Raw genomic sequence first — 24,865 nt, forward strand, 5'->3', positions numbered from 1 at the left:
GTGGAATGTCATCGTTCAAATATTTGTTCACCCCCCAGAAAATAGGTGCCATAACAGTAAAAAATCGAATTTTCAGTACGGGTCATATGACAACATATGTAGAAAACGGACTGCCGACAGATCAATTGATCGCCTATCACCGGGAACGGGCAAAGGGCGGTGCAGGGTTGGTAATCGTTGAAGCGAATGCGGTCCATCCGTCCGCTGCCTTCACGTCAAATACGCTGAGTGCCTTTACGGACGAAATCATCCCTCATTACAGAAAAATGGGTGAAGCAGTGCACGAATTTGGATGTAAGATGTTCGTACAGCTGTTTCATCCCGGCAGAGAAGTATTCCCGTCCGGCACCTCTGTAGCGGTGGCGCCCTCCATGGTACCGACCGACCGATTCGGGGTAATGCCGAAAGCCTTGGAAAAGGATGAAATTAAGGACATTGTAAACGGCTATGCTGAAACTGCCCTTCGTGTAAAACAAGGCGGGCTTGATGGTGCTGAGATTGTTGCTTCCCACGGCTACCTGGCAAGTCAATTCTGGTCTCCACGATTAAATCTGCGTGATGATGAATACGGTGGATCGTTCGAAAACCGCCTTCGATTCCTGGCTGAAGTAATTGAGGCGATCCGGAAGAAAACAGGCCCTGATTTTACCGTCGGTCTTCGGCTGAGTGTTGATGATTTCGAAAAAGAGGGATCTACTTTTGACGAAGTCGTTGATATTCTTAGATATATTGACAAAGATATCGGGGGATTGGACTATTTTAATTTAATCGGCGGAAGTTCAGCAACACTTGCCAGCTCTGTATTTATCGTTCCTCCTGCAACGATTCCACCTGCCCACTTTGCACCTCACGCTGCAATAATACGTGAGGCTGTGTCCATACCAGTCATGGTTGGCTCAAGAATCAATGATCCGGTAATCGGTGAAAAAATACTGGCAAATGGGCAGGCGGATATGGTGGCGATGACAAGAGCCATGATTTGCGATCCTCACATGCCTAATAAAGCCCTGCGCGAAGAATTTGATCGGATCCGCGTTTGTATCGGCTGTAATCAGGCATGTATTGGCCATATGCATGACAACATCCCGATCAGCTGTCTGCAGAATCCTGTTACGGGCCGTGAAATTCAGTATTCCGCCATGCCTAAAGCAGAACAGCGGAAAAAAATAGTTGTCGTAGGTGGAGGCCCTGCAGGAATGAAGGCGGCAGTCATTGCTGCTGAACGGGGGCACCATGTAACTTTATATGAAAAGAGTGGTGAATTGGGAGGACAAGTGAAACTTGCACGAAAAATTCCAACTCGAGAGGAATTCGGAGAACTGGTTCCTAATCTGAAGCGGGAGCTTGACTATTATCGGGTGAATGTGGTATTGAATAAAGAAGTGACAAGCGATCTCCTAGAAAAGGAAAAGCCGGATGAAATTATCTTGGCAGTTGGTGGAAAGCCGTTCTATCCGAATGCAGGGGGGCTGGAGTCTCCACATGTGTTAAATGCTTGGGAGGTTCTTGAAGGGACAGGTCAAGTCGGACACAAAGTTGTGATCGCGGACTGGAAAGGTGATATGCCTGGTATAGGTGTTGCCCTTTATCTTGCTGAAAAAGGTCACGAAGTAGAGTTGATCACAAACTCGGTCCATGCTGGTTTTTCACTGCAGCAGTACGTCAGGGATATGCTTCTTGGACGCCTGGCAATGAAAGGGGTAACAGTAACTCCTCAGTACAAACTATTGAATGCCGAACCGGGCAAGGCAGTATTCGAAAATATATATACGGCTCAGAAACTCGAGAGGGAAGCTGATACGCTTGTCCTGGCATATGGACTTATTCAGGAAGTGGCCTTATATAACGACTTAAAACAGAAATTTTCTAATGTGAAAAGAATTGGCGACTGCATGGTTCCCCGAACAGTGGAAGAAGCGATCCTGGAAGGATTTGAATATGCGGCAAGCCTTTAGGGGAGGGAAATTTATGACAGATCATTCCGCATCATTCATCTATAAAGAAATGCAGCTTGGAGAGCTGAGAAAACTGGCTGATTCAGCCGGTTTTCCGGCTTTATTAATTGGCAGTGACAAAGAGACGATAGAGGGTGTCATTTCCGAGATTGCTTATTGGCGGACTCTTGCAATATACGGAGATGAAGCACCGGTGGAACTTTGCATAAATACAAACTTCAAATTGGTAAATGAAATAGCTGAAATTCAAAGTTCGGCTTTTTTTTCTGCCGAGTTTTTTATCCTCCCGGGCTCTCCTGGAGAATTTTTTGTTTATGATAAGGATCAGTTAAAAAAGGTCTTGGTGAAAAAGCAGCTGCATAGTACGGAAAGAATGAACGATCTATTAAAAGAAGAAATAAATATTTTGCAGAAAAAAGTGATAGAGCTTGAACAGGTTATCAATACATCGTACGATGAGATATTTGTGACAGATGGTGAGGGTAAGGTCCTTTTGGTTTCTGATGCCTGTCAGAGGATGACAGGTGTTCCGAAGGAAAGGTTTTTAGGAGAAAGTGTTTATGAACTTGTAAAAAAAGGTCTAATAAATAATAGCGTCACGATTGATGTTTTAAAGGAAAAGAAAATGGTATCTGCTAATCAAAGCTATCCGAATGGTGTTCAAGTCGTTGCGACAGGAATCCCCATCTTTGACCATGAAGGGAAGATTTATCGGATAATCACAAACTCCAGGGATATTACAGAGTTGGTGCAGCTTAAAAATGAATTGGCAGAGGCAAAGTCCATTTTAAACGAAAGGACAGCAGGAGAGGATACCGATAGAGGGAAAGGCCCACTATTTACCCATAATGATGACATGCTGAATCTGATCGAATTAGCTAAGAAAGTTGCCGTGACAGAGTCAACGGTCCTTATTCAAGGTGAATCTGGCGTCGGCAAAGGCATACTTGCCAAAATTATTCATGATGAAAGCTTAAGAAAGGATAAAAGCTTTATATCAGTGAATTGTGGGGCGATCCCCTTTTCGCTGATCGAGTCGGAACTATTTGGATATGAATCGGGAGCTTTCACAGGAGCCCAAACAAAGGGAAAGGCAGGGCTTGTAGAGATGGCCGATGGGGGTACTCTTTTTCTCGATGAAGTTGGTGAACTTCCACTTGAAATACAAGTGAAATTACTGCACCTTGTACAAGAGAAAACATTCAGAAGAGTAGGCAGCAATCAATTAAGGAAAGTGAATATCCGCATTATTTCCGCGACTAATAAAGACTTGAAGTTAATGATGGAAAAAGGCTTGTTCAGAGAGGATCTATATTATCGTCTGCATGTAGTTCCATTAAATATATTGCCGCTTAGAAAGCGCGTTGAAGACGTACCTTTTCTGATCCAATTATTCTTGGAAAGGTTCAATGAAAAATATGACCGCAATGTGATCATATCCGATGAGTCACTTGCCGCACTCCGGTCATATAGCTGGCCGGGAAATGTCAGGGAGCTTGAGAACATGATTGAGCAGTTGGTTGTGACTGCAAGTACCGATATTGTTTTTTTTGGATTGTCTGCCTGCTCAGGTTAAAAGCGGAAACGGAAAGCCGCTTGTAGTCATGAAAGGAATCGTCCCATTAAACGATGCAGTGGAAAGCGTAGAAAAACAATTATTAGAAACTGCTATCGCCAGATATAAAACTTCCAGGAAAATAGCAGCAGCACTTAAAGTGAATCAAACAACCGTGATCAGAAAACTGAAAAAATATGGGTTGAGTACTAAAGGAAAATCTCTGTTTGCCGAATAATTCTCTATGCTTTGGCTTTCATTTTCCCAAGTAATCAACCAGTGATCTGCCGAATATATTTAATTGAGCCTTCGCGGGTTCAAGGAACACAAATACATATTTGGGCGTATACTGTTTCTGAATGAGAGGTGAGTAGCTGTGGATGAACCAATCAAGATGAAAAATAACGGCCAGATCAGTATTATGCTCAATGTGCAGAAACGCGAAAAGGCAAAGAAATTAGATGGAAAGGCACCTGCTTCACATTCTTTTTCCAACCAGCATGCCATCTTAAGGGAAATTGAAGAGGAAATGAATGAACTTGTAGGCATGCAGGAAGTGAAAAAGACATTAAAAGAAGTATATGCATGGATCTATATAAATAAGAAGCGGGAGGCTGCCGGGCTGAAGACGAGCCCACAGGCGCTGCACATGATGTTTAAAGGTAATCCGGGAACGGGGAAAACGACCGTTGCCCGTTTGATTGGAAAGCTTTTTCAAAAAATGGGTGTCCTGCCTAAGGGGCACTTGATAGAGGCGGAACGGGCTGATCTTGTTGGAGAATATATCGGTCACACAGCTCAAAAAACCCGTGATTTAATCAAAAAGGCTGCGGGCGGAATTTTATTCATAGACGAAGCCTATTCGCTTGGACGCGGCGGTGAAAAAGATTTTGGAAAAGAAGCAATCGATACTCTCGTCAAGCATATGGAAGATAAGCAGCATACTTTCATATTGATTCTGGCGGGATACTCAAAGGAAATGGATTATTTCCTCAGTTTGAATCCCGGCTTGCAGTCCCGCTTCCCACTTGTTTTCCAGTTTCCAGACTACTCGGTCAATGAACTGATGGAAATTGCGGGCAGGATGTTAAAGGAAAAGCAATATGAACTAAGCGCGGATGCCGGATCCAAGTTAAAAGATCATCTAATATATGTGAAGGCAAGAAATAAGCCTTCATTTTCAAACGGGCGGTACGTCAGGAACATTATCGAAAAAGCTGTGAGATCGCAGGCCATGAGGCTATTGACAGAGCCACATATCAATCGCAATGATCTGGTGATGCTCCACAGCGTGGATATTAGTTTCAAGGAAAATACTTAGATTGGACTCCGCCTTTTGGCGGTTTTTCTTTGGTGTAAGAAAAGCGCAAGGCGCGAAGCCTTTGGCGAATTTTAAGGAGAGGGTACCTCAGCCACCATAGCAAAGCAGCGGACTTTAATTACCTCATGCAGTATTGCATCGAGGGAAATAGACGCTTCCGAGTATAGGATATGCCGCAGGAGTACAACTTCCTGAGCAAGATTTCTCGTGATTTGTGACCTTGAGCCGATGGCGCCTAAAACTGGACATAGCGAATCCCTCTTCGAATAGAAGGATCTGTCTATATTCATGCCTTCTTTTAGCTTTTTAAAGCAAGCGGACATACGGAAAAGCTTCCACATACAATTTCCTCTTGCGCTTTGCTTGTCGCTTAAACCCACGTCGCTCATTCTTTTATTAAATATCCATCTTTTGCTATGATGAAAGAAGAATGCAAAGAAAGCAGGGGATGTTGTGCAATCACCAAAGAGGGAAAAAGTGATTCTCGTCGGCTGTCAGCTGGATGACAACGACCGAAAATTCCACTATTCATTGGAAGAGCTTGCTTCACTGACTGCCACTGCCCAGGGAGAGGTCATAACGCAGGTTCAACAAAAGCGTGACCGTCTGCACCCGGCAACTTACATAGGAAAAGGTAAATTGGAAGAGTTGCATCAGCTTGAAGATGAACTGGAACCTGACTTGATCATTTTTAATGACGAGTTAACTCCGACTCAATTGCGGAATCTGCAAAATGTGCTTTCAGCCAGAGTGCTGGACCGGACTCATTTGATTCTCGATATTTTTGCCCAGCGTGCAAAATCAAAGGAAGGTATCTTGCAGGTTGAGCTGGCTCAACTGCAATATTTATTGCCGCGTCTTACGGGACAGGGAACTGCGCTTTCCCGCCTAGGAGGGGGAATTGGTACAAGAGGGCCGGGGGAAACCCAGCTTGAAACGGACCGAAGACACATCAGAAGGCGTATTGATGACATAAAAAATCAGCTCCAGACGATTGTCAAGCACCGGGAAAGATACCGCGAAAGACGGAAAAGGAACAATACATTCCAAATAGCTATTGTTGGATATACGAATGCGGGTAAATCCACATTATTTAACCGCTTATCCATGGCAGAATCATTTGAAGAAGACAAACTGTTTGCTACACTTGATCCGATGACGAGAAGAATCGTTCTTCCCAGCGGCTACTCAGCATTAATTACGGATACTGTCGGTTTCATACAGGATCTGCCTACAACCTTGATTGCGGCTTTCAGGTCAACCTTGGAAGAGGTGAAAGAAGCGAATCTATTGCTTCATGTTGTGGATAGTTCAAGTCCAGATTATTTCAACCATGAGCGGACCGTTAATGAACTGTTAAAAGAGCTTGAAATGGATCATCTCCCACAGCTGACCGTTTATAATAAAGCGGATGAGGTGCGTTCGGATTTTGTCCCAAGCTCGGGAGAAACAACGTTGATCAGCGCGTTCAATGAAACAGACAGAAACCAATTAAAGAAAAAAATTGAAGATCTGGCAGTTGCATCCATGCAGTATTATCACGTGATCGTACCATCGGATGAAGGCCGTCTGCTATCCGTATTAAAAAGTGAAACTATTTTACGGGAGCTTGTTTTTCTTGAGGAACAACAGGCCTATAAATGCAAAGGGTATGTCCTTGCAGATCACCCGGTTACCGGATCATTAAAATTATTTGAGATATGAAGGGGTATTGAAAAGAATGCATAAGTACTTACAACATGGGGAAACATTAAGGCCAATGATTGAGCAGGCCGAGGAAAAAATAAGCACTATCCATCAAAAGATTGACCGTACCATTGAAGAGAATCAATACAAGGTACTTCAAAGCTTTCAGAAGCACCAGGTCGGTGAGGTTCATTTTACCCCATCTACTGGTTATGGATACAATGACTTGGGGCGGGAAACGTTGGAAAGCATATATGCAGATGTGTTTGGCGGAGAAGCTGCCCTTGTCCGCCAGCAAATCGTATCAGGTACGCATGCAATTTCCATTGCATTGTTTGGTGTGCTGCGTCCCGGTGATGAATTGCTATACATTACAGGGAAACCGTACGATACGTTGGAGGAAGTTGTCGGCATTCGCGGCAATACGAACGGGTCGCTTAAGGAGTTCGGCATCGGCTATCAAGCTGTACCGCTAAAGGAAAATGGAAAGGTTGATTTTGAAGCTGTTCAGGCTGCCATGAAGCCGAATACGAAAGTTATCGGTATTCAGCGCTCAAAAGGTTATGATGATCGTCCTTCTTTTACTATTAAGGAAATCGAAGAAATGATTCGTTTTGTTAAAGAAATTGATCCGCAAGTGATTGTATTCGTCGACAATTGTTACGGTGAATTTGCTGAGACACTTGAGCCTTGCAATGTTGGGGCAGATCTAATGGCGGGTTCCTTGATAAAAAACCCGGGAGGGGGACTTGTAAAAAGCGGAGGCTATATTGTCGGGAAGGAAAATCTTGTTGAGTCCTGCTCCTACAGAATGACTTCACCTGGACTGGGTGCCGAATCCGGAGCTTCCTTATATACCCTTTTGGAAATGTATCAAGGCTTCTTTTTGGCGCCGCATGTGACTGGTCAGGCATTAAAAGGGGCCGTATTTACTTCTGCCTTCTTGGAATTGCTTGGTATGCAAACCACGCCCAAATGGGATGATCCTCGAACGGATCTGATTCAGTCGGTGCAATTCCCAAATGCGGAAATGATGATTGAATTCTGTCAGGCAATTCAGGCGGCGTCCCCTGTTGATTCATACGTAACACCTTTACCAAGTGAGATGCCTGGCTATAACGATGAAGTAATCATGGCAGCGGGTGCATTCATACAGGGATCCAGTATTGAATTATCAGCAGATGGTCCCATCAGACCTCCTTATGCAGCCTATGTTCAAGGCGGGTTGACATACGCTCATGTAAAAATAGCCATTACATCAGCAGTCGACAGATTAATTGAAAAAGGTTTGATAAAGGTCAATTAAGTGTATATATAAGAATGACAGCATTTTACTGCTGTCATTTTAAAATAAATCTTGACAGATGAAAACGCGGGAATTATATTACTAAAGTAATATTTTTCTCCGCAGATCATGTCATGGCTGCAGAGTCATTCTGCTTCAAACGGGAGGAATTATAGTTCGATGGGAATATTTACGAAAGAAAGCATTGCACAGCTTGCAGAAGAGCAAAACGTGAAGTTTGTCAGACTCCAGTTCACTGATATTGTGGGAACGGTCAAAAACGTGGAAATCCCCATCAGTCAATTGGAAAAAGCTCTTGATAACAAGATGATGTTTGACGGATCTTCAATTGAAGGTTTTGTAAGAATCGAAGAATCAGATATGTATTTGGTGCCGGACCTTGATACGTGGGTCATCTTCCCATGGACTGCCGGGAAAGGTAAAGTCGCCAGAATGATTTGCGATGTCTATCATAAATCAGGTGAGCCATTTTTGGGCGACCCGAGAAGCAATCTGAAGCGAGTTTTAAAAGAAATGGAACAATATGGGTTCACTGAGTTCAATCTTGGTCCTGAACCGGAATTCTTTTTATTCAAGTTGGACGAAAATGGTGCCCCGACGCTTGAGTTGAATGATAATGGCGGATATTTTGACTTGGCCCCAACAGACTTGGGAGAAAATTGCCGCCGCGATATCGTGCTCGAGCTGGAAGAAATGGGATTTGAAATTGAAGCATCCCACCATGAGGAAGCGCCAGGCCAGCATGAAATTGATTTTAAATATGCGGATGCTGTAACAGCATGTGACCATATACAAACATTTAAGCTAGTTGTAAAAACAATTGCGCGGAATCATGGGCTGCATGCCACATTTATGCCAAAGCCGCTGTTCGGCGTGGCAGGTTCCGGAATGCATTTCAATATGTCCTTATTTAAAAATGGAAAAAATGCCTTCTATGATCCAAATGGAGACTTGGAAATGAGCGAGACGGCCTATCAATTTATGGCCGGTATCATTAAACACGCTCCAGGGTTCACGGCAATTACAAACCCGACAATCAATTCATATAAGAGGCTTGTTCCTGGCTATGAGGCGCCTTGCTATATTGCATGGTCTGCCCAAAACCGCAGCCCGCTTGTCAGGATCCCTTCATCAAGGGGCCAAAGCACGCGTATCGAGCTTCGAAGTGTTGACCCGACGGCTAACCCATATTTGGCGATGGCTGTCCTGTTACAGGCCGGCTTGAGCGGAATTAAAGATAAGCTGACTCCGCCACATGCAGTCGACCGTAATATTTATATCATGAACAAACACGAGCGCGAAGAAGAGGGAGTAGTGGATCTGCCGCATAACCTTGAAGAAGCACTCACTGAACTGAAAGCTGATGAAGTCATTAAAGAAGGTTTGGGAAGCCATATTTTCGAAAACTTCATCGAAACGAAAGAGATTGAATGGGAAATGTTTAGGACCCAAGTACACCCTTGGGAAAGGGAACAGTATATGACGCTTTATTAAGCTTGATATAGCAACGTTTGTATTTGGGGTAGATAGTGGGTGTGGAGGCTAAAAGGACTTACACCCCTAAAGCACCCCTAAAAAATAAAAATTACTTCAAAATACTGTCCATGTAATCTTTAAAACGGGCAGTATTTTTCTTGTCCATTTTTTTATCCATATGCGGGGAATCTTGAATTATATTACTAGGGTTAAAAAGACACTCAAAGGATATAAAGTAGGGATGTATGGATCATACACTGTCATGCATGCTGTTAAAGGGCAGGTTGATTACTACTGGCAAACCTACGCTTGGTCCGGCGGTAAAGTTGCAGACTTCAACCATATGCACCAGTATCATAATGACATTGTTATGGCCGGTGTCGCTATTGATCGTAATAGTATTAAAAAGAGCCCAGGGCATTGGGGTAGTGTGCAAGCTCAAATCAAGCCTGTTGTCAGACCAGTCGCAAACCCATCACCTAAGACAGCTGCTAGTACAGGTGGCATTTATACTGTCAAAAAAGGTGATGTCTTGAGCAAAATTGCAGCCAGATACAAAACAACTGTAGCCGAATTCGTCCGTATCAACGGGATTAAAAACCCCAACTTAATATATCCAGGGCAAAAAATCAATTTGTCAGGTTCAGCAGCTCCCGCAAAATCACCTACTCAAAAACCCGTTTACCACACCGTCAACTGCGGTGACGTGGTAAGCAGGCTTGCTATTAAGTATGGCAGCACATAGGCACAGATTAAAGCCTGGAATAATTTCAAGGACATCAATAAAATTATTGTTGGCCAAAAGTTGAGGGTTAAATAAATTAGACGATAATACAAATGTCCCTTTTTTATTACAATTGTGGACCCTCCCCAAATAGGGAGGGTCTTTTATTTCTGGGACAAATACAAGCCCGGTGTTGATCAGGCTTTCTTAAGCAGTTTAAGGTGTCGCCTCTAATAGTAATTTTAACTCGTTTATTTGTTCTATGTGTCGTTGTTCATGCAAATATATTTGTTCAATCCATTGATCAAGTGGTAATTCACCTAAAGCTGGATGTATCACTGATTTTTTTGCCAATATAGATTTATCTTCTATAGTACTAAGAAAAGTCATCAACTTTTTTCTGGATTGGTTTAACAAGTCAATTATTTGCTGAACTTCAAGTGGCTTTACATCTGGTTCAACGATTTTTGGAGCTTTGATCTTTTTTGTTCTATTCAATAATATAGCATGAACATTTTTACGTTCTTTTGGGGCGTGGTCAGTCTCTTTTAATCCCCATGCAATAGCCTTTATTGATGCCTCTTCCACTAAAACCAAGTGATGGCAAACTTGTGCTATACTTCACTTATTCATACTAGGCTTACTATTAAATTGAGCATCGCTTAATAAAGTAATCTCCTTTACTAGGTTATTTCTCGTTTCATGTAAATTGTCATCTACAAATTTATTCATGAGATTCCCCCTTCATCAAAAAATGCGTACTTAGATTCTTATCCTGCATATATATTCTACGATGGAAAATAATCTACTCTGTCACGAGTCTTTTTTCTTCTTCTACATCAAATCAAAATTATCCTACTCTAAATTTTTCGCTTGAATATAGAACGTTTGTCTGTAAAATTGTAATAGGGTCTCCAAATAATATAAAAAAATCTGAAGGAAAATAATCTTCCTAGTTCGGTTGGCGTGTGATGTCCTGGACAGGCCATGTCCTAAAGTGGTGACGATCAACACCAGTCGCGGCAAACGGAATATTTACGTGGGATCGGGGACAGGTTCGCTGTTTAAATAAAAATAATAAGCCAATAATGAAAACATCCCTCTTTTTCTGGTTGCGCACATTCCCTCTCGTTTGAGAGGGCTTTTTTGGGAACAAAAATCCTCTTTTCTACCAGACAATCTATCCAATCATATTTGACAATCTCCAATATACTATTAACAAGTCGGCCGGCTTAAAACGGATGTTCAGGAGGTGCGACTATGTGGGATTTTGTTGGTGGAGAAAGAGAAAGACGTAGAAGAAGATTAATCTGCGAATGTTTCGAAGTAAGAGGCGAGCGTGAACGCGAAAGAGAACGCAGACGTGAATTTGAATGCAGATGTAGAGAACGCAGACATGAACATGAAGAAGACTGTGATTGGTAATAAAAAGGCCCGGCGTTAGCCGGGCTTTCCTTAAACAGCTTCTTCAAAACTTTAAAGTTATAAAAGTTGTACGCTGATACACTTTATTGTAGCCATACTTCTTGGGATTCCTCACCCATCCGTAACCCCGTGGCATCTTTAATCCCACCCGGTGGACAACCTGTTTTTTAATGCTTGTACGGACACTAATGCGGCGTTTCAAACTTGGTTTCCGCATACCTATTTTCATTGACATCACTCCCCTAACCTAGATTATCCCGATATCACCATTCATTCTCATATTGTTTTAACTTACTTATTATGTAATCTATTCCAAGTATAAAAAGCCCTGAAAGTCTTAGTCTGGGGGTCTTTAAATAGGTTAACCGTTTACCCTAACTCTGCAATCAAAAACAACGAACCATCACGATCAATAGCAACCAACTTGATTTTTACCTTCACAGCTGAAAGTACTTCCTTGATGACTTCTTCCGTTGAAAGAAAAAACATCGCCAAATCCAATCCTATGCACCCTATTCGAAATAGTTCATTAAAACTATATTTCTACATAAAATGACAAATATCTCTTTAATAGCAAGAAAACTTTTCGCTTGAATACCAAGCGAATGTTCGTAATAAATGCAAACATGTTCGGGAGGGTAATATGAAAAGCTTGTTAAAACGTGCAGCTGGGTCCAGGCAGAGGTTAGAATTAATTTACATATCGAACAGTAATCAAATATCTCAACGCATCATAAAAGTGAAGGGAGTAACCGAATCACCATAAAAGCTTACTGCTTTACCAGAAGACAGTTCCGCATGTTTAATCTGGCCAACGTATTATCGATCGCCCCGGTTAGGTAAAGGAGGGGAGCTTGATGGATATTAAAGACCGCGGTACGAAAAAGTGGATTGCAATGATGCTGCCGGAACATGTGAAGGTGCTTAAAGAGTTGAACGTTGATTACGAACGACTCAAAAATCCTGTCGTCGATGAGCAATGATGGGAGCAGATCAACGAGACATTACATATTGCAATTGTGTTTAATTTACCATTGATAATCACCATCTGGATGAATGGGTTCTTTGAAGAAGTTGAAGGGATCCTTCATTATTTAGACCAGCAAAACAGAAGGATTCATGTTGTTGATATAAGGGAACAAATAAATATAATTTAATTTGAATCGATTGTTGAAGTTGAATATAAAAATGGATAATCGGATTGTCGTGTGGCTTATTAATTTTCTTATTCAACAAACGGGCCAGATTGTGTAATAAGAAATATAATAAAAATGTTTTTGATTGCTTTATTAAACGAATTAAACCGCAAAAATCAAGAAGAGCTTTCACCCCTTTACTAGTACACTAAATGCTATATAAGGGGTGAAATCATGAACAAAAAATCCATTGGATTATTTCAAGGAATTGCACTATACATTGCAGCTATTCTAGGGTCTGGTGTCCTTTTTTTATCGGGAGTAACGGCCTCAATAGCGGGCCCTGCATCCATTGTATCCTGGCTAATTGTTATATTAATTAGCTTTCCGCTTGCTTATTCCTTTGCCAGTTTGGCACAGCAATATCCTGATGCCGGTGGAGCAGCAACCTTTGTTAGAAATTCTTTCGGATTTCATCTTGGCAATATCGTTGGGTGGTTTTACTTTGTAACTGCAGCAGTTGGTCAAACAATTGTGTCCTTAACCGGTGCTTTTTACGTCAGTCAGGCTTTTGGATTTTCGCATTTAGAAACAACTTTGATTGCCGTCTTTATTTTGGTAATTGCAGGTGTTTCCAATTATTACGGTGTAAATGTCAGTGGTAAAGTTGCATTTATTTTAAGTTCTTTATTACTGATTCTTTTAGTGGCAGCTGTATTTGTTTCGTTTCCAAGAATACAATGGGCGAATTTTATTCCCTTTGTCCCAAATGGATGGTTTTCTGTCGGGAGTGCTATAACGGGTATCTTTTGGTCTTTTTTCGGTTGGGAGGCGATTTGTAGTCTGGCTGAGCACTTTAAAAGGCCTGAAAAAGATATTGTCAAAGGAGCAGTTGTCAGTGCAGTTGTCATTGGATTATTATTTTTAGCTTTAAGCCTTGTCACTATTGGAACGGCCACGTATGGGAATCAGGAAAGCAACCTGTCTCCTATTGGTGTTATAATGGGAGATACAGTAGGTATTGGTGCCAAAGTCGTCACGGCAGTTTTGGCGTTAATTATTTGTACAGGGACATCGAATGCTTTTGTAGCCAGCCTAACGCAATTAGGATATTCATTAAGCAGGGATGGTGCTTTTCCAAAGTTTTTTTCAAGACTGCATGTAACTACTCAAATTCCAAGACAGATGGTATTGTTTGTTATCTGTTTTTCGGTATCAGGTGTTTTAGTGACGAAGGCTTTGTCACTGACGTTTGATGATATTTTGTTTATACCGACTTCTCTTGGGATTATAGTTTATGTTCTTTCAATGGCAGCAGGCGTTAAATTATTTAGGAAGAACACATCGGCATGGTGGGCATCGTTGATCTCTTTCATTTTATGTTTTCTGGTAATTCCATTTTTTCAATTATATATATTTGTTCCGTTAATAGTTGTTGCTATATATACGATTTATATGTTTTTGAATAAGAAGATACTCGCCTCCAAGGGAGGGTTAAAATCTAATGAAGGATCAAAATAACCTTTCAAAAGATACCATGTGGAAAGCAACAGTAGCATGTGATCCAGCATATGACGGGATATTCTTTTATGCAGTCAAGACAACTGGAATTTTCTGCCGGCCTTCTTGCAAGTCTAAGGTTCCTAATTGTGAAAATGTATCCTTTTTTTCAAATGCAAACGAAGCTCAAAGGGCAGGCTATCGACCATGCAAAAGATGCCGACCAGATCTAAATATAAAAATATATGATCCGTTGGAATCAGTTTTGGAAGATACTAAACGATTGATTGAAAATAATTATGATCAAAACATGTTTTTACATGAAATTGCATCAAGAGTAGGAGTTAGTCGTTTTTATTTAAATCGGATCTTCAAAGAAAGAACAGGGTATACTCCTCGAACATATTTAGAAAAGATCAGAGTTAAAAAAGCTAAAGAACTACTCTTAATGACGGCCTTTAATAGTACGGAGATTGGTTATCATATAGGGTATCAAAGCATTTCTAGCTTTTATAATGCATTTAAACGAAATACAGGACTTTCACCGAGTCAATTCCGTGCTTACCATGATGGAAGTACCGTAAACCATGAACTTGACTGAATTTATCGTTTCTTTAAGACAATATCAACTAATAATAAGTACAGGGACTATTCCCAGAAAAGGGCGCTTATCCGGAATAAGGATTTGCGGCTTGTTTTCATAAATGGGCCAGATAATTGAATAACACTTGGCAATTAAATGGGATTATAATTTCAATATATATCGAGTTATCGGGAGTTAGAAGATGAAAAAGAAAAGAGAAAGACAGAACGACTTTTTTAAAGAAATCCTAATCGAACTTAGGGAATCAATCTTATTTGAAGTGGCATGGAACATCTTAATGTTTATACCAAGAATGCTGCTTCGCTTAATAAAGAACATTCGGTGAATGGTTAGTCAAAATAGAGCTAACGGGTAGCTTTAGTTCAATAACGATATTCAACAATCGGGCACTATTGCCTAAAAAACAGGGAGGGGATCTTTATCTTAGCAAATTCAATTAAACCATTCACTTTTGATAGCATAGAAGAGTGTATAGATCTTTACATAAAAGTTTTTAACAGTGCACCTTGGAAAGAAAATTGGTCTTATGAAGTCGCTAAGGAAAGGCTAGATGATTTATATCACACTCCAAAATTTGTTGGATATACCTTATGCAATTACGACAAATTAGTTGGTTTTATAGCTGGAAATAAAAAGAGAACTCCAAAAGGAATTGTATTTTATATTGCTGAACTATGTATTAATAGTGAGGAGCAAGGGCAGGGATATGGTTCATTATTACTTGAATCATTGGAGAAAGAACTAATAAATAATGATGTTACAAGTATCTATCTTCTAACATCTAAGGGCGGTCTGGCAGAGAGCTTTTACTTAAAGAAGAATTATTCTGTAAATAGGAACAGAATTGTTATGAAAAAGTCATTATAATTAACAAGCCTTATTAAGCAATCGAGCGCTTTAACGGAGGAAATAAGCGCCCTTTTTTCATTATTGGACCAGATTGTGGAACATCACACTAATTATCATAAGGATATTTTTTTCGCAGAATGTGGACTATTATGGTGCAGGTATGTTTATCAAAATTGTAAACATAAGATATTCTGGCAAAAATTAAGACCCTTGATTTACGAAAATTAAGGGTCTACTCTTTTAATTTAAATATAAAACACCTAATTATGAGACTTTTCTAGGGCTAGTTTTATTCCAAAACCTATCAGTATACTGCCTGTGATTCCTTCAATAATATTTTGTGCTTTAGGTTTTTTCATAAAAGAACTAATCTGATTAATTAAAAAGACATAAACCAAAAACCATATGGCGGTCAATACAGTATAAGTGATGCCCATTATAAGAAATGGTATAAAGGTATTTCCTCCAGAGTCCACGAATTGAGGCAAAAAGGTTAAGAAAAAGACAGCAACTTTGGGATTAAGGATATTGGTAAGGAATCCTTGTTTAAAACAAGATGTGTTTTCAAATTGTTTTTTTGTGCCCGTCTCCACGCATGTTGTTTCTTCTTTTTTTCTCAAAGACCATAATGCTTTTGCACCGAGATAAATTAAGTAAACAGCACCAATGTATTTGAAGACAGAAAATAATAAAGCTGATTTAACAATGATTGCTGAAAGTCCTAATACAGCAGCAGAAGTATGGATAAGAAGGGCGCAACACGTACCTAAAGCTGTTTTAAGACCGCCACATCTCCCAACAGTGAGAGTGTTTTTTGTAGCAATCGCAGTATCTGGACCTGGTAAAATAATTAGAAAAATACACATAGCGACAAATAGATAAAATTTTTCCATTTTATTACCAACTTTCTAATTATTTAAATCTTCCGTGTAAAATGTGTTACTCTTATTATATATATATCGTGTTATAAATTGAACATTGACTTTATTTCCTGTTTCACTATCGGCTGCTAAACGATCTTCCAGAAAAGAGCGCTATTTAGGAATAAGGGTAGCGACCTGTTTTGCAGAAACGGGTCAGATTGTGGAGCAAGACAGTTAAAATTTCATGATAAAATTAGGGATATGTTGTGAAGAAATGCACTTGAAGTAACGGATGAGAAGGTGTTACTTTGAAAAAATCCATTCTGATTATATTGATTTTGATAAACGTATTTTATATGGTGAACTACCTTATTAATTTTAAAACTTTTGCATTAAACAATCTATGGATTATCATTTTTATTGTCAGTATATGTTTATCTATTCTTTTTTTGTTTAATACGAGGAAAGACGGTTATAATCTTTTTTTATCAATTGTAGTTTTGGGGCTAAGTGTTGGCTCGTTAGGGGCGTATGGTTTCCTATATTTTATCGCACACCTCATGGGATAACAGATATTCAAGTAACGGGTGCCTTTCTTGAATAAGAAGGGCGTTCTGTAATCAGGTCATATTGTTTAAGAACATAGAACTGTATTATGACTGAAGGAGAGGGTTCCTTGAAAGCTAAATGTCTCAAATTCACTGAATTTGGCAACCCCAAAGAAGTACTTAAAGTTGAATATAAAGACATTCAACTCCCAAAGGAAAACGAGGTACTTGTACGGATGGTAGCCAGACCAATCAACCCATCTGATTTAATACCGATAAGGGGTGCTTACTCTCATAGAATCTCTTTACCAAATATTCCGGGCTATGAGGGAGTTGGAATTGTTGAAGATGTAGGATTCTCAGTATCTTAAAGTCTTGTCGGCAAGCGTGTTTTACCCTTAAGGGGAGAAGGTACTTGGCAGGAGTTCGTTAAAACATCAGCAGAATATACAGTGACAATTCCAGATTCTATTGATGACTTTACAGCTGCGCAAATGTACATAAATCCAATCACAGCTTGGGTCATCTGTACCCAAGAGTTAGGTTTAAGACCAGATGATGTCCTCTTAGTCAACGCCTGTGGCTCATCTATCGGGCATTTATTTGCCCAATTATCTAAAGTTGTAGGCTTCCGATTAATAGCGATAACCAGGAATGATAATTATTCAAAGGATCTACAAAGGCTTGGTGCATCTTGTGTGATCAATACCTCGGTTGATCCATTGCACGAAACAGTTATGGATTTAACTGGTGGGGTTGGAGCCAATGCAGCTATTGATTCAATTGGAGGCCCAGATGGTAACGACTTAGCATTTTGCGTTCGTCCTGAAGGTACTTTTTTAACCTTAGGTCTTTTATCAGGAATCCAAGTAGACTGGGCGAGAATTGCAAATGAAGCAAAAGTAAACGTAAAGTTATTTCATCTGCGTCATTGGAATAAAAGAGTCTCAATAAATACTTGGCAGGAGACATTTAACTACTTAATAACATTGGTCCAAGACAAAAAGTTAAGGCTTATGAGACCTGAATCATATTACAGCTTAACGGAAATACGGGAAGCCGTTCGGATTGTTGAAACTTTGGAAGGAAATAAAGGCAAGGTAATTTTAACGAACTGATAGAGGCTATTTATTCCATTAAAAGGGCGCGATTGTGGAAAAAGATGTAATAAATATTTCTTGCTTTTTCCGATCGCATATAAAAAATTAAACCCCTCTCAAAAGAGAAGGAGTTCGAATTTTTAAGAGTGGTTTCCTTTTTTAATATTTCGTTATTTTGTACCGTGTACTCTTTGCTTTGGATGAGTGTTGATATTACTTCATGCACACACTGTGCTTTTTTGTTTTGTTCTTTTATATCACTTGTCGGGTGATAACACACCCCTAAAAATACCCCTTGAACACCTCAAAATTACTGAAGATGTTTGAAAAAAAATAAACCAGAAACAATAATCCAACCTATGTATTGTAGTAGACCAACATCAATGAAAGAGCTTCTGCCCTTTGTACGTTTCTAGTTTTTACTTGATACAACTATTATCCCTTCATCAATTTTTTTCGTTTCTTCAAAAACAGTTGTTTTATCTCTTCGGGGCCCTGTATCGAGCATTTATCGCTTCTTGCTCAGAACAGACTACTGAGCTACATTTGTTGTCCTGTTGTAATGTGTACTTCCAGCAACATGATAAATTCCGCTTCGGCTTCCTTTAATTCAGGCTCCGAATCTGATTTAGGAGCGGGTGCCGGCTTTGCCTAAGCTTTCTTAGTAGTTTATGGCGCTTGGGTTGTCTTTTTTAGGTGTTGACGCTACAGCTTTATTTTTAGGCTCCTTAAATCCGTCTTCCTGTGCTTAGTTTTCGATGGACCATATCCTGATTTTTTTCTCGGTTAGCTATGCCTGCGTGAGTAGAGAGAAAGCTATTCAGATGCTAATTGGTGCAATGAAAGGAGTGGAAGATTTATGAGAGTTTCGCTAGAAGCTAAACGCAAATTTTGTATTGATCAGCTGCTTGAAAAAGGCTGGACCCATTCCAGGGACGGAGTACCAGTCCATGATTTGCCGTGCGAAGAATTAAGGTAAGAAGTTGTACTGATAGAGTTCAGACAAATTGATACGGCATGTAAAGCGAATGCTTTTTAAAAAACTACCGAAATATCCTTGTTAACAATAAACGTCATGGAAGTTTAATGGTGGAAATAGTTTTCGGAAGGTATTAAGAGAAGGAAACAGGATATTAAAGAGCGCCTGGCGGTAGCGCTCTTCAGGTGGTGAGGTGAGGTGAGTTAAAGGCTTAAATACCATTGGGGTGACAGTCTACGCATGTGGATGGACTAGTAACGGACAAATGCTGTGCCGACAATAATTAACAGAATGAAAAGAACCACGATTAACGCGAAGGAGCTGCCCATTCCATAACCACCGCCGTAACCGTAGCCACCATAGCCACAACCGAAGCATCCCATATGAATCACCGCCTTTCGAACAGTTAGTATAGTTTATTCAAGTTTCTTTATAACGAGCTAGTGATTAGCGGACAGGGAGTAAAATGGTTGCATTTATTAGATTTACCAGAGGAGAATTCTAATGAGTCAAAGTATGTTGATACAGGAGTACAGGAATATTAGGGAAAAACGCGGTCTATGTATTCTAATAAAAAGGTGGAGAATGCCGGCCATGTTTTTGACAGTGTCGCAGTATTACGAGCAATTGAAGTGGCTGGAAGCTAACAAGCAGATATTATTTTCCGGATCCAGCCCTGGTATCTTTTTCGGGAAGCCTTCGAAAAGGACGGCAAGACTCATAGGCAGATAGATTAATATACCTGATTTTGAATATGGCGGAAGCATTGAAGTGGTGGATGTGAAAGGAGTCCTTTTCCCGGTGTTCCGGTTTAAGCAGAAAATGTTTCACAAACAGTATCTGCATAAGCTGCCACTCTCTTATAACCGTTCCGATCAAAAACAAGCCCACAAATTACTGGAAATATCTTCACAAATAATTAAAATCATATTTCTTTTTTTATAATATAGCCACACACTCATTAAGATGAGATAAATATGCAGTTTTCTATTTATCACACTGTTATAATTGGCTCGGAATCAAGCTGAAGATCTGGAGGTTTTATGTATGAAGTTAAAATGGAAGCAGATTGTGCCGATCACTTCCATTCTACTGCTTGCGGCGTGCACATCTGTACAGGAATTTGCCATAAGTGAAAACACGTCTGACACTCAAAAGAAAATAATCAAAGTAAACCAAAACATTGAGGAGCATCCTGCCTGGAATGAAAGCCCGGCTGAACCAGTGATTGGGGAGGATGCTGTAGAAGTGCTGCCTCCCACTAAAAAGGGTGACCAATAAGCTTCTATCTAAAGAGTCCATTGAAAAGAATGGGCTCTTTTTTGCTTTACAAGGAAGTCCGACTTTGAATAGGACAGGCAAATACTGTAAATACTTGTAGCAATATTACAGGAGACGAGTTGAGCAATACGAATGTCTTTTTTTAAAAAATATAACGGAAAGCCGTTAAAAACCATGGGCAATCAGGAGAAAGAAGTTAAACCGCTGTTCCCATTGATTGAAGATAATATTGATTACATATGCAAAGCTTTCTACAATACGGATGATTTGAAAATGCGTCAAGTGACTTTCCGCGGAAAGCAGGGAAAGCTTATATATCTGGATACGATAGCTGATACAAAGGAAATTCAAAGGAGCTTTCTGATTCCATTATCAGAAGCCGGGGAGAGCCAAAGTATCGAGGAACTAATTACAAGTGTGGAGCTTCATATATCAGCCAGTTTAAAAGAGGCCGTATCCCAGATGTTATCAGGTTGTTGTGCACTTTTCTTCGAGGGCGGTACCGAGATTTATTTGTTCAACACACTTCAAGTGAATGTCCGGACTCCGGATGAACCCGAAAACGAAAAAGTGGTCCGCGGGTCACATGAAGGATTTGTAGAAAAATTAAATGTAAATTTGAATCTGGTCAGGGAACGTATTAAAAACCGTCAACTGACGATTAGATATTTCGAACTGGGATGGGAGTCAAAAACAAACCTGGCAGTAATTTACATAAGTGATCTGGCTGATCCATCATTGGTGGAAGAGGTCCAAAAGAGAATAGAATCTATCTCTACCGATATGGTTTTCAGCCCCGGTTATATCGAGGAATGTCTTGAGGACAGTCCATTTTCACCGTTTCCGCAAATATTGTTTACGGAGAGGCCTGACCGGCTGGAGGCTCATCTAATGGAGGGAAGGATAGCTGTCATGAGTGAGGGGACCTCAGACGTATCCATAGTTCCAGTCTCATTTTTTGCCTTTTTCCAGACTCCGGATGATTTTAATATCAGATTTTACGCCGGTTCAGTTTTCCGTCTGCTGAGACTGTTCAGCTTCTGGGGAGCTTTGACACTTCCGCCGATTTACATTGCAGTCGTCGGGTTTCATTATGAGATCATTCCGCAGGACGTCGTTACTATCGTAAAAAGTTCCATCGAAAACATTCCGTTTCCGCCATTGATTGAAGCGATTGTCATGGCCATCACGATTGAATTGATCCGTGAAGCGGGTATAAGGCTTCCGACACCGATCGGTCAGACGATTGGCATTGTTGGGGGTCTCATAATAGGTGATGCAGTGGTTAACGCAGGAATAGTGTCAAATGTGATGATCATTGTCATCGCGCTTACGGCAATCATGTCTTTTACAATCCCTTCTTATGAAATGGGCAACACCATTAGGATATTGTCGCTTCCTATTATGATTGGAGCTGCAACTCTTGGATTCGTGGGCATTGTTTTTTCACTGATGATCATTATTATGCATATGTGCAAACTCGAATCTTTTGGATCACCATACTTATCGCCTGTTGCACCAGTGCATTTCAAAGATTTGAAGGACTCGTTTGTCCGCTTTCCGGTCTGGCTGCTGAATAGCCGTCCGAAAAATGCACAGGCTCAAAATACTCTTAAACAAAAGGCATCAAGGGAATGGAAAAAAGAATGATTAGTAAAAAACAGATTACGCAATTTCAATTGATATTTTTGCTAATCCACGCCCAGGTGGGGGTAGGAGTCATATCCATGCCATTTGATGTTTTTTTGATAGCGGATGGGGACAGCTGGATATCTGTTTTTCTCACCGGAATTATTCTTCAGGGCATGGTTTTTCTAATCTGGGCATTGATGGCCCGTTTTCCATCAACGAATTTATATGGAATCATCCAAGCTTTATTTGGTAAAATTCTTGGTAAAGCAATCATCATTCTGTATTGCATTTACTTTATCTCAATCGGAAGCCTGGTTCTGGCAAAGTTTGGCTATATTATCAAGGTTTGGATGCTGCCTTTGACTCCAACATGGCTAACCTTGCTGCTTATGACCTTTACAGCCTACTATATTGTCAAAGACAACCTTCAACTTATGGTTCGTTTCTTTGTTCTGTCATCGGTTGTGATTGTAGTGTTTATCGGCCTATCCGCCTATGCATTAAAAGATGCAAATATCACATATATATTGCCAGTTGGTGAAAAAGGGCTTGTTCCGATTTTAAAAGGAATAAAGCCCAGTATTTATTCTTTCCAAGGATTCGAGTTATTGTTACTCGTTTACCCTTTTGTGCAAGGTGAAAAAAATGGAGTCCTGAAAGCAGCCACGATTGCAAATGTTTTTGTCACCCTGTTCTATTCCTTCCTTGTTTTAACAAGTCTCCTTTTTTTTAGTCCGAAAGAATTAAAGTTGGTCCCTGAGCCTGTTTTTTATTTAATCAAATCCTTCTCTTTTAAAATGGTTGAAAGGCCGGACTTACTCTTTACCTCCATGTGGATTGTTTTAGTGGCAACGACCTTCGTAAATTTGGTATACGGGATATCGTTAGGTTTTTCACATGTCATGAACGTTAAAGAAATAAAATATTTTTCCTTAATTGCGGCAAGCACCTGCTTTCTAGTTGCTATCAATTTCCAGGGAAAGTATGAAATTGCTTCATTTTCTAAAGTCAACAATTATTTTGTCTACCCATTTGGCTTTGGATTACCGTTCCTGTTATTAGTGATTTCCATCCTATTCAAAAAGAAGGGGCAGGTGGAAAATGCATGAACCATCGAGCGGTTCTAATCTGGGCATCTAGCATGTCAATCATTCTTTGCGGATGCTGGGACCAGCGTTTATTAAAAGATCACACACTTGTTCTGACAGTAGGATATGACCAGACTGATGATGAGAAAATCTTAAATACAGTTTCCTATCCAGTCAATAAAGCTGGAATACAGCAAAATGGAGTTTCCAATGAAAGTAGTAAAGTGATTTCTTCACAGGGCGAAACAGTCCGGGATGCAGAGGTTCATATGGATAAAATCATTCCAGAAAAATTTGATATGTCAAAGGCCAAGGTTATTTTGTTTGGTGAAGAATTGGCGGCGCATGGCGTTTTTCCTGTTTTGGACTCTACTTATCGAGATTTAAGAGGACCTTTGAATGCAAAAGTGGCGATTGTAGACGGAAAAGCAAAAGATGCCTTAAATTTCAAGGAAGAAGATTCAATTTTGATCAGTCAGTTTTTTGCTGAGCTTCTTCGCAGTGCTGAGCGGGGGGGAATCACAAAAAATGAAAATGTCCAGGCAATATGCCCGATCATTTTATCGGAAGGCAAGGATGTGGTTTTACCTTATATCGGATTAAGCGATCAAAAGGAAGAGGCAGTGAAGGTGGAAGGCCTGGCTTTGTTCAATGATGATAAATTCACAGGCCGGCTTGGACTTCAAGAATCGGGTATGCTATTGATTTTACAGGACAACAGGACCAAAGCCCTGTCATTGAATTTAAATGTCAACGATCATGAAAAAAACAATGAAAAGAAATTTGTCAATGTAGTTGTCCGTAAAATAAAAAGAAAGATCAAAATCAATACGAATAATAATCAAATCCGGGCTAAGATAAAAATAAACCTCAAGCTAGATATTGATGAGTATGCGTCAAACAAGTTGAGCAGTGAAAAAGAAGTTAAGGTCTTATCAAAAAAAGTGGAAAAGGCCCTGAATGAGCTCGCAAAGGAGACATTAAATAAAATGCAGGAAGCCAACAGTGATGCATTGGGACTTGGTGAAAGAGTGAAAGCCTATCACCATCCTGTATGGAAAAAGATAGATTGGAATAAGGCTTATCCAGAGATTCCAATTGAAACAACATTTAATGTTGAAATTGTTCAGCACGGGATCATAAATTGATGAACCATCCGACAGTTCCCAAGTTCTATAACTCAAGGGGGTTGAACCATTCAAGGCAAATGATTAAATAGATAAAGTAGGGCTGACCACGCAAATCCTGCAATTTTTAGCAGTATAGAAAGGAACTGTATGTGTGAAGCAAAAAGAGTGAGTTAGCTGATAAAGGCACTCCCTTCTTGGTGAAATCATCCTCTTCAATAATGCTGGTAAAATCAAATTTTATAAATGGATAATTGCCCGAACAAGCTTTAAAACGCTCGTAAAGGGCATAAACAGGATACAGAACACAAATGGAAATAATGAGAGATGGTATTTTTTCGACAATAGGAAGAGCTGGATTAAAAAGCTTTGTACTAGCTCTGTTAAATAAATGAACAGAGGGACCATCAACGCTAATACCAAAAGAAATATTGGCATGACCAGTGTTTCTTTCAGCTTGGCCCTGTAATGGGTGCACTTCATTGTAAGTGGCGTACAGAAAGCCTTAAAGTCAGCGAGCGTAATCGGAATATCACTTTGAGGACAGGGAACAGTGGTTTTTATTGGCGAATTTCCTAAATTAATATTGGCTTTTAAATTATAGAAAGTTCACAGGAAAAAATAACTTGGTAAATATTTAGTAGCCTAAGGAAATCCGTTTTTGATATAATTCTGATGGGCGGTATCACAACTGAACTGCACCTTCGCAA

23 protein-coding genes and 4 pseudogenes are annotated in these 24,865 nt (G+C 40.1%); 21 read left to right on the plus strand and 6 right to left on the minus strand.

Annotation, left to right across the window (positions count from 1 at the left end; genetic code table 11):
* Positions 1–5 precede the first annotated feature (5 nt).
* The 8 genes from D4T97_RS18870 (at position 6) to D4T97_RS18905 (ending at position 10,044) form a co-directional block, all read left to right on the plus strand.
* Entirely contained in the window at positions 6–1,955 is a 1,950-nt protein-coding gene (locus tag D4T97_RS18870) for an oxidoreductase (RefSeq protein WP_126052325.1), read from the plus strand.
* A gap of 13 nt (positions 1,956–1,968) precedes the next feature.
* On the plus strand, positions 1,969–3,531 hold the full coding sequence (locus D4T97_RS18875; RefSeq protein ID WP_164525645.1) for a sigma-54 interaction domain-containing protein: 1,563 nt from the start codon (positions 1,969–1,971) through the stop codon (positions 3,529–3,531).
* Complete coding sequence (locus D4T97_RS18880) at positions 3,497–3,748, plus strand: TyrR/PhhR family helix-turn-helix DNA-binding protein (RefSeq protein ID WP_164525646.1); 252 nt, start codon at positions 3,497–3,499, stop codon at positions 3,746–3,748. Before D4T97_RS18875 ends, D4T97_RS18880 begins: the two co-directional genes overlap by 35 nt.
* A gap of 138 nt (positions 3,749–3,886) precedes the next feature.
* The gene (gene spoVK, locus D4T97_RS18885) at positions 3,887–4,831 is read left to right on the plus strand and encodes a stage V sporulation protein K (RefSeq protein ID WP_126052328.1); all 945 of its coding nucleotides are present in this window, start codon (positions 3,887–3,889) and stop codon (positions 4,829–4,831) included.
* A 453-nt stretch (positions 4,832–5,284) separates the two neighbouring features.
* On the plus strand, positions 5,285–6,535 hold the full coding sequence (gene hflX, locus D4T97_RS18890) for a GTPase HflX (protein WP_126052329.1): 1,251 nt from the start codon (positions 5,285–5,287) through the stop codon (positions 6,533–6,535).
* Between the two features lie 16 nt (positions 6,536–6,551).
* The gene (locus D4T97_RS18895) at positions 6,552–7,823 is read left to right on the plus strand and encodes a methionine gamma-lyase family protein (protein ID WP_126052330.1); all 1,272 of its coding nucleotides are present in this window, start codon (positions 6,552–6,554) and stop codon (positions 7,821–7,823) included.
* A gap of 159 nt (positions 7,824–7,982) precedes the next feature.
* On the plus strand, positions 7,983–9,317 hold the full coding sequence (glnA, locus tag D4T97_RS18900) for a type I glutamate--ammonia ligase (RefSeq protein ID WP_126052331.1): 1,335 nt from the start codon (positions 7,983–7,985) through the stop codon (positions 9,315–9,317).
* 172 nt (positions 9,318–9,489) lie between these two features.
* On the plus strand, positions 9,490–10,044 hold the full coding sequence (locus D4T97_RS18905; RefSeq protein WP_235872315.1) for a LysM peptidoglycan-binding domain-containing protein: 555 nt from the start codon (positions 9,490–9,492) through the stop codon (positions 10,042–10,044).
* A gap of 195 nt (positions 10,045–10,239) precedes the next feature.
* Here the strand turns inward: D4T97_RS18905 and D4T97_RS18910 are convergent.
* The 3 genes and pseudogenes from D4T97_RS18910 to D4T97_RS20940 all read right to left on the minus strand — a co-directional run bounded on the left by D4T97_RS18910 (position 10,240) and on the right by D4T97_RS20940 (position 11,949).
* Positions 10,240–10,755: pseudogene (locus D4T97_RS18910) on the minus strand (DinB family protein).
* Positions 10,756–11,477: 722 nt separating this feature from the next.
* A pseudogene (locus D4T97_RS18915) lies at positions 11,478–11,677 on the minus strand (hypothetical protein); the annotation flags it as partial.
* Positions 11,678–11,817: 140 nt separating this feature from the next.
* Positions 11,818–11,949 carry a hypothetical protein gene (locus D4T97_RS20940; protein ID WP_268920459.1) on the minus strand — a complete coding sequence of 44 codons (132 nt, stop codon included), beginning with the start codon at positions 11,947–11,949 and terminating at the stop codon, positions 11,818–11,820.
* Between the two features lie 356 nt (positions 11,950–12,305).
* Here D4T97_RS20940 and D4T97_RS20945 point away from each other — a divergent pair, with 356 nt between their 5' ends.
* The 6 genes from D4T97_RS20945 (at position 12,306) to D4T97_RS18940 (ending at position 15,555) form a co-directional block, all read left to right on the plus strand.
* A complete protein-coding gene (locus D4T97_RS20945) occupies positions 12,306–12,431 on the plus strand; it encodes a hypothetical protein (RefSeq protein WP_268920460.1) in 126 nt (41 codons plus the stop codon).
* A gap of 9 nt (positions 12,432–12,440) precedes the next feature.
* Positions 12,441–12,605, plus strand: a complete 165-nt coding sequence (locus D4T97_RS21160; protein ID WP_126052385.1) for a YolD-like family protein — start codon at positions 12,441–12,443, stop codon at positions 12,603–12,605.
* Positions 12,606–12,818: 213 nt separating this feature from the next.
* Complete coding sequence (locus tag D4T97_RS18930) at positions 12,819–14,105, plus strand: APC family permease (protein WP_126052334.1); 1,287 nt, start codon at positions 12,819–12,821, stop codon at positions 14,103–14,105.
* Positions 14,089–14,685 (plus strand): bifunctional transcriptional activator/DNA repair enzyme AdaA, encoded by a 597-nt coding sequence (locus D4T97_RS18935; RefSeq protein WP_126052335.1) that lies wholly within the window; start codon positions 14,089–14,091, stop codon positions 14,683–14,685. The genes D4T97_RS18930 and D4T97_RS18935 overlap by 17 nt, the downstream gene beginning before the upstream one ends.
* A gap of 184 nt (positions 14,686–14,869) precedes the next feature.
* Positions 14,870–15,013 (plus strand): hypothetical protein, encoded by a 144-nt coding sequence (locus D4T97_RS20620; protein ID WP_164525648.1) that lies wholly within the window; start codon positions 14,870–14,872, stop codon positions 15,011–15,013.
* 158 nt (positions 15,014–15,171) lie between these two features.
* On the plus strand, positions 15,172–15,555 hold the full coding sequence (locus D4T97_RS18940; RefSeq protein WP_235872318.1) for a GNAT family N-acetyltransferase: 384 nt from the start codon (positions 15,172–15,174) through the stop codon (positions 15,553–15,555).
* A 242-nt stretch (positions 15,556–15,797) separates the two neighbouring features.
* On the opposite strand, the gene D4T97_RS18945 is transcribed toward D4T97_RS18940, so the two are convergent.
* Positions 15,798–16,430, minus strand: coding sequence for a LysE family translocator (locus tag D4T97_RS18945; protein ID WP_126052336.1), 633 nt, complete (start codon positions 16,428–16,430; stop codon positions 15,798–15,800).
* 646 nt (positions 16,431–17,076) lie between these two features.
* Here D4T97_RS18945 and D4T97_RS18950 point away from each other — a divergent pair.
* Positions 17,077–18,066 (plus strand): annotated as a pseudogene (locus tag D4T97_RS18950) (zinc-dependent alcohol dehydrogenase family protein).
* A gap of 461 nt (positions 18,067–18,527) precedes the next feature.
* Here D4T97_RS18950 and D4T97_RS20845 read toward each other — a convergent pair.
* Together D4T97_RS20845 and D4T97_RS21165 are read right to left on the minus strand one after the other, a co-directional pair.
* Positions 18,528–18,658 (minus strand): annotated as a pseudogene (locus D4T97_RS20845) (sunset domain-containing protein); the annotation flags it as partial.
* A gap of 620 nt (positions 18,659–19,278) precedes the next feature.
* Positions 19,279–19,356, minus strand: coding sequence for a YjcZ family sporulation protein (locus tag D4T97_RS21165; protein ID WP_373316437.1), 78 nt, complete (start codon positions 19,354–19,356; stop codon positions 19,279–19,281).
* A gap of 175 nt (positions 19,357–19,531) precedes the next feature.
* Here D4T97_RS21165 and D4T97_RS20850 point away from each other — a divergent pair, with 175 nt between their 5' ends.
* The 6 genes from D4T97_RS20850 (at position 19,532) to D4T97_RS18980 (ending at position 24,176) form a co-directional block, all read left to right on the plus strand.
* Positions 19,532–19,759 (plus strand): hypothetical protein, encoded by a 228-nt coding sequence (locus D4T97_RS20850; protein ID WP_235872316.1) that lies wholly within the window; start codon positions 19,532–19,534, stop codon positions 19,757–19,759.
* A gap of 48 nt (positions 19,760–19,807) precedes the next feature.
* A complete protein-coding gene (locus tag D4T97_RS21035) occupies positions 19,808–19,972 on the plus strand; it encodes a hypothetical protein (RefSeq protein WP_328588786.1) in 165 nt (54 codons plus the stop codon).
* A gap of 102 nt (positions 19,973–20,074) precedes the next feature.
* On the plus strand, positions 20,075–20,308 hold the full coding sequence (locus D4T97_RS18965) for a hypothetical protein (RefSeq protein WP_126052338.1): 234 nt from the start codon (positions 20,075–20,077) through the stop codon (positions 20,306–20,308).
* Positions 20,309–20,440: 132 nt separating this feature from the next.
* Positions 20,441–21,958 (plus strand): spore germination protein, encoded by a 1,518-nt coding sequence (locus D4T97_RS18970; RefSeq protein WP_126052339.1) that lies wholly within the window; start codon positions 20,441–20,443, stop codon positions 21,956–21,958.
* A complete protein-coding gene (locus tag D4T97_RS18975) occupies positions 21,955–23,049 on the plus strand; it encodes a GerAB/ArcD/ProY family transporter (RefSeq protein ID WP_235872319.1) in 1,095 nt (364 codons plus the stop codon). The genes D4T97_RS18970 and D4T97_RS18975 overlap by 4 nt, the downstream gene beginning before the upstream one ends.
* Complete coding sequence (locus D4T97_RS18980; RefSeq protein WP_126052341.1) at positions 23,046–24,176, plus strand: Ger(x)C family spore germination protein; 1,131 nt, start codon at positions 23,046–23,048, stop codon at positions 24,174–24,176. The genes D4T97_RS18975 and D4T97_RS18980 overlap by 4 nt, the downstream gene beginning before the upstream one ends.
* Positions 24,177–24,865: the final 689 nt, after the last annotated feature.

The organism is Siminovitchia acidinfaciens (assembly GCF_003605385.1).
GTDB classification, from domain to species: Bacteria; Bacillota; Bacilli; order Bacillales; family Bacillaceae_C; genus Siminovitchia; species Siminovitchia acidinfaciens.

Coding starts and splice junctions, on each gene's coding strand:
- D4T97_RS18970 (WP_126052339.1), top strand. CDS start 20,441: ATGTCTTTTTTTAAAAAATATAACGGAAAGCCGTTAAAAACCATGGGC.
- D4T97_RS18935 (WP_126052335.1), top strand. CDS start 14,089: ATGAAGGATCAAAATAACCTTTCAAAAGATACCATGTGGAAAGCAACA.
- D4T97_RS18965 (WP_126052338.1), top strand. CDS start 20,075: ATGAAGTTAAAATGGAAGCAGATTGTGCCGATCACTTCCATTCTACTG.
- D4T97_RS18895 (WP_126052330.1), top strand. CDS start 6,552: ATGCATAAGTACTTACAACATGGGGAAACATTAAGGCCAATGATTGAG.
- D4T97_RS18870 (WP_126052325.1), top strand. CDS start 6: ATGTCATCGTTCAAATATTTGTTCACCCCCCAGAAAATAGGTGCCATA.
- glnA (WP_126052331.1), top strand. CDS start 7,983: ATGGGAATATTTACGAAAGAAAGCATTGCACAGCTTGCAGAAGAGCAA.
- D4T97_RS20620 (WP_164525648.1), top strand. CDS start 14,870: ATGAAAAAGAAAAGAGAAAGACAGAACGACTTTTTTAAAGAAATCCTA.
- D4T97_RS20850 (WP_235872316.1), top strand. CDS start 19,532: ATGAGTCAAAGTATGTTGATACAGGAGTACAGGAATATTAGGGAAAAA.
- D4T97_RS18975 (WP_235872319.1), top strand. CDS start 21,955: ATGATTAGTAAAAAACAGATTACGCAATTTCAATTGATATTTTTGCTA.
- D4T97_RS18875 (WP_164525645.1), top strand. CDS start 1,969: ATGACAGATCATTCCGCATCATTCATCTATAAAGAAATGCAGCTTGGA.
- D4T97_RS18930 (WP_126052334.1), top strand. CDS start 12,819: ATGAACAAAAAATCCATTGGATTATTTCAAGGAATTGCACTATACATT.
- D4T97_RS18945 (WP_126052336.1), bottom strand. CDS start 16,430: ATGGAAAAATTTTATCTATTTGTCGCTATGTGTATTTTTCTAATTATT.
- D4T97_RS18980 (WP_126052341.1), top strand. CDS start 23,046: ATGAACCATCGAGCGGTTCTAATCTGGGCATCTAGCATGTCAATCATT.
- D4T97_RS20945 (WP_268920460.1), top strand. CDS start 12,306: ATGGATATTAAAGACCGCGGTACGAAAAAGTGGATTGCAATGATGCTG.
- D4T97_RS21165 (WP_373316437.1), bottom strand. CDS start 19,356: ATGGGCAGCTCCTTCGCGTTAATCGTGGTTCTTTTCATTCTGTTAATT.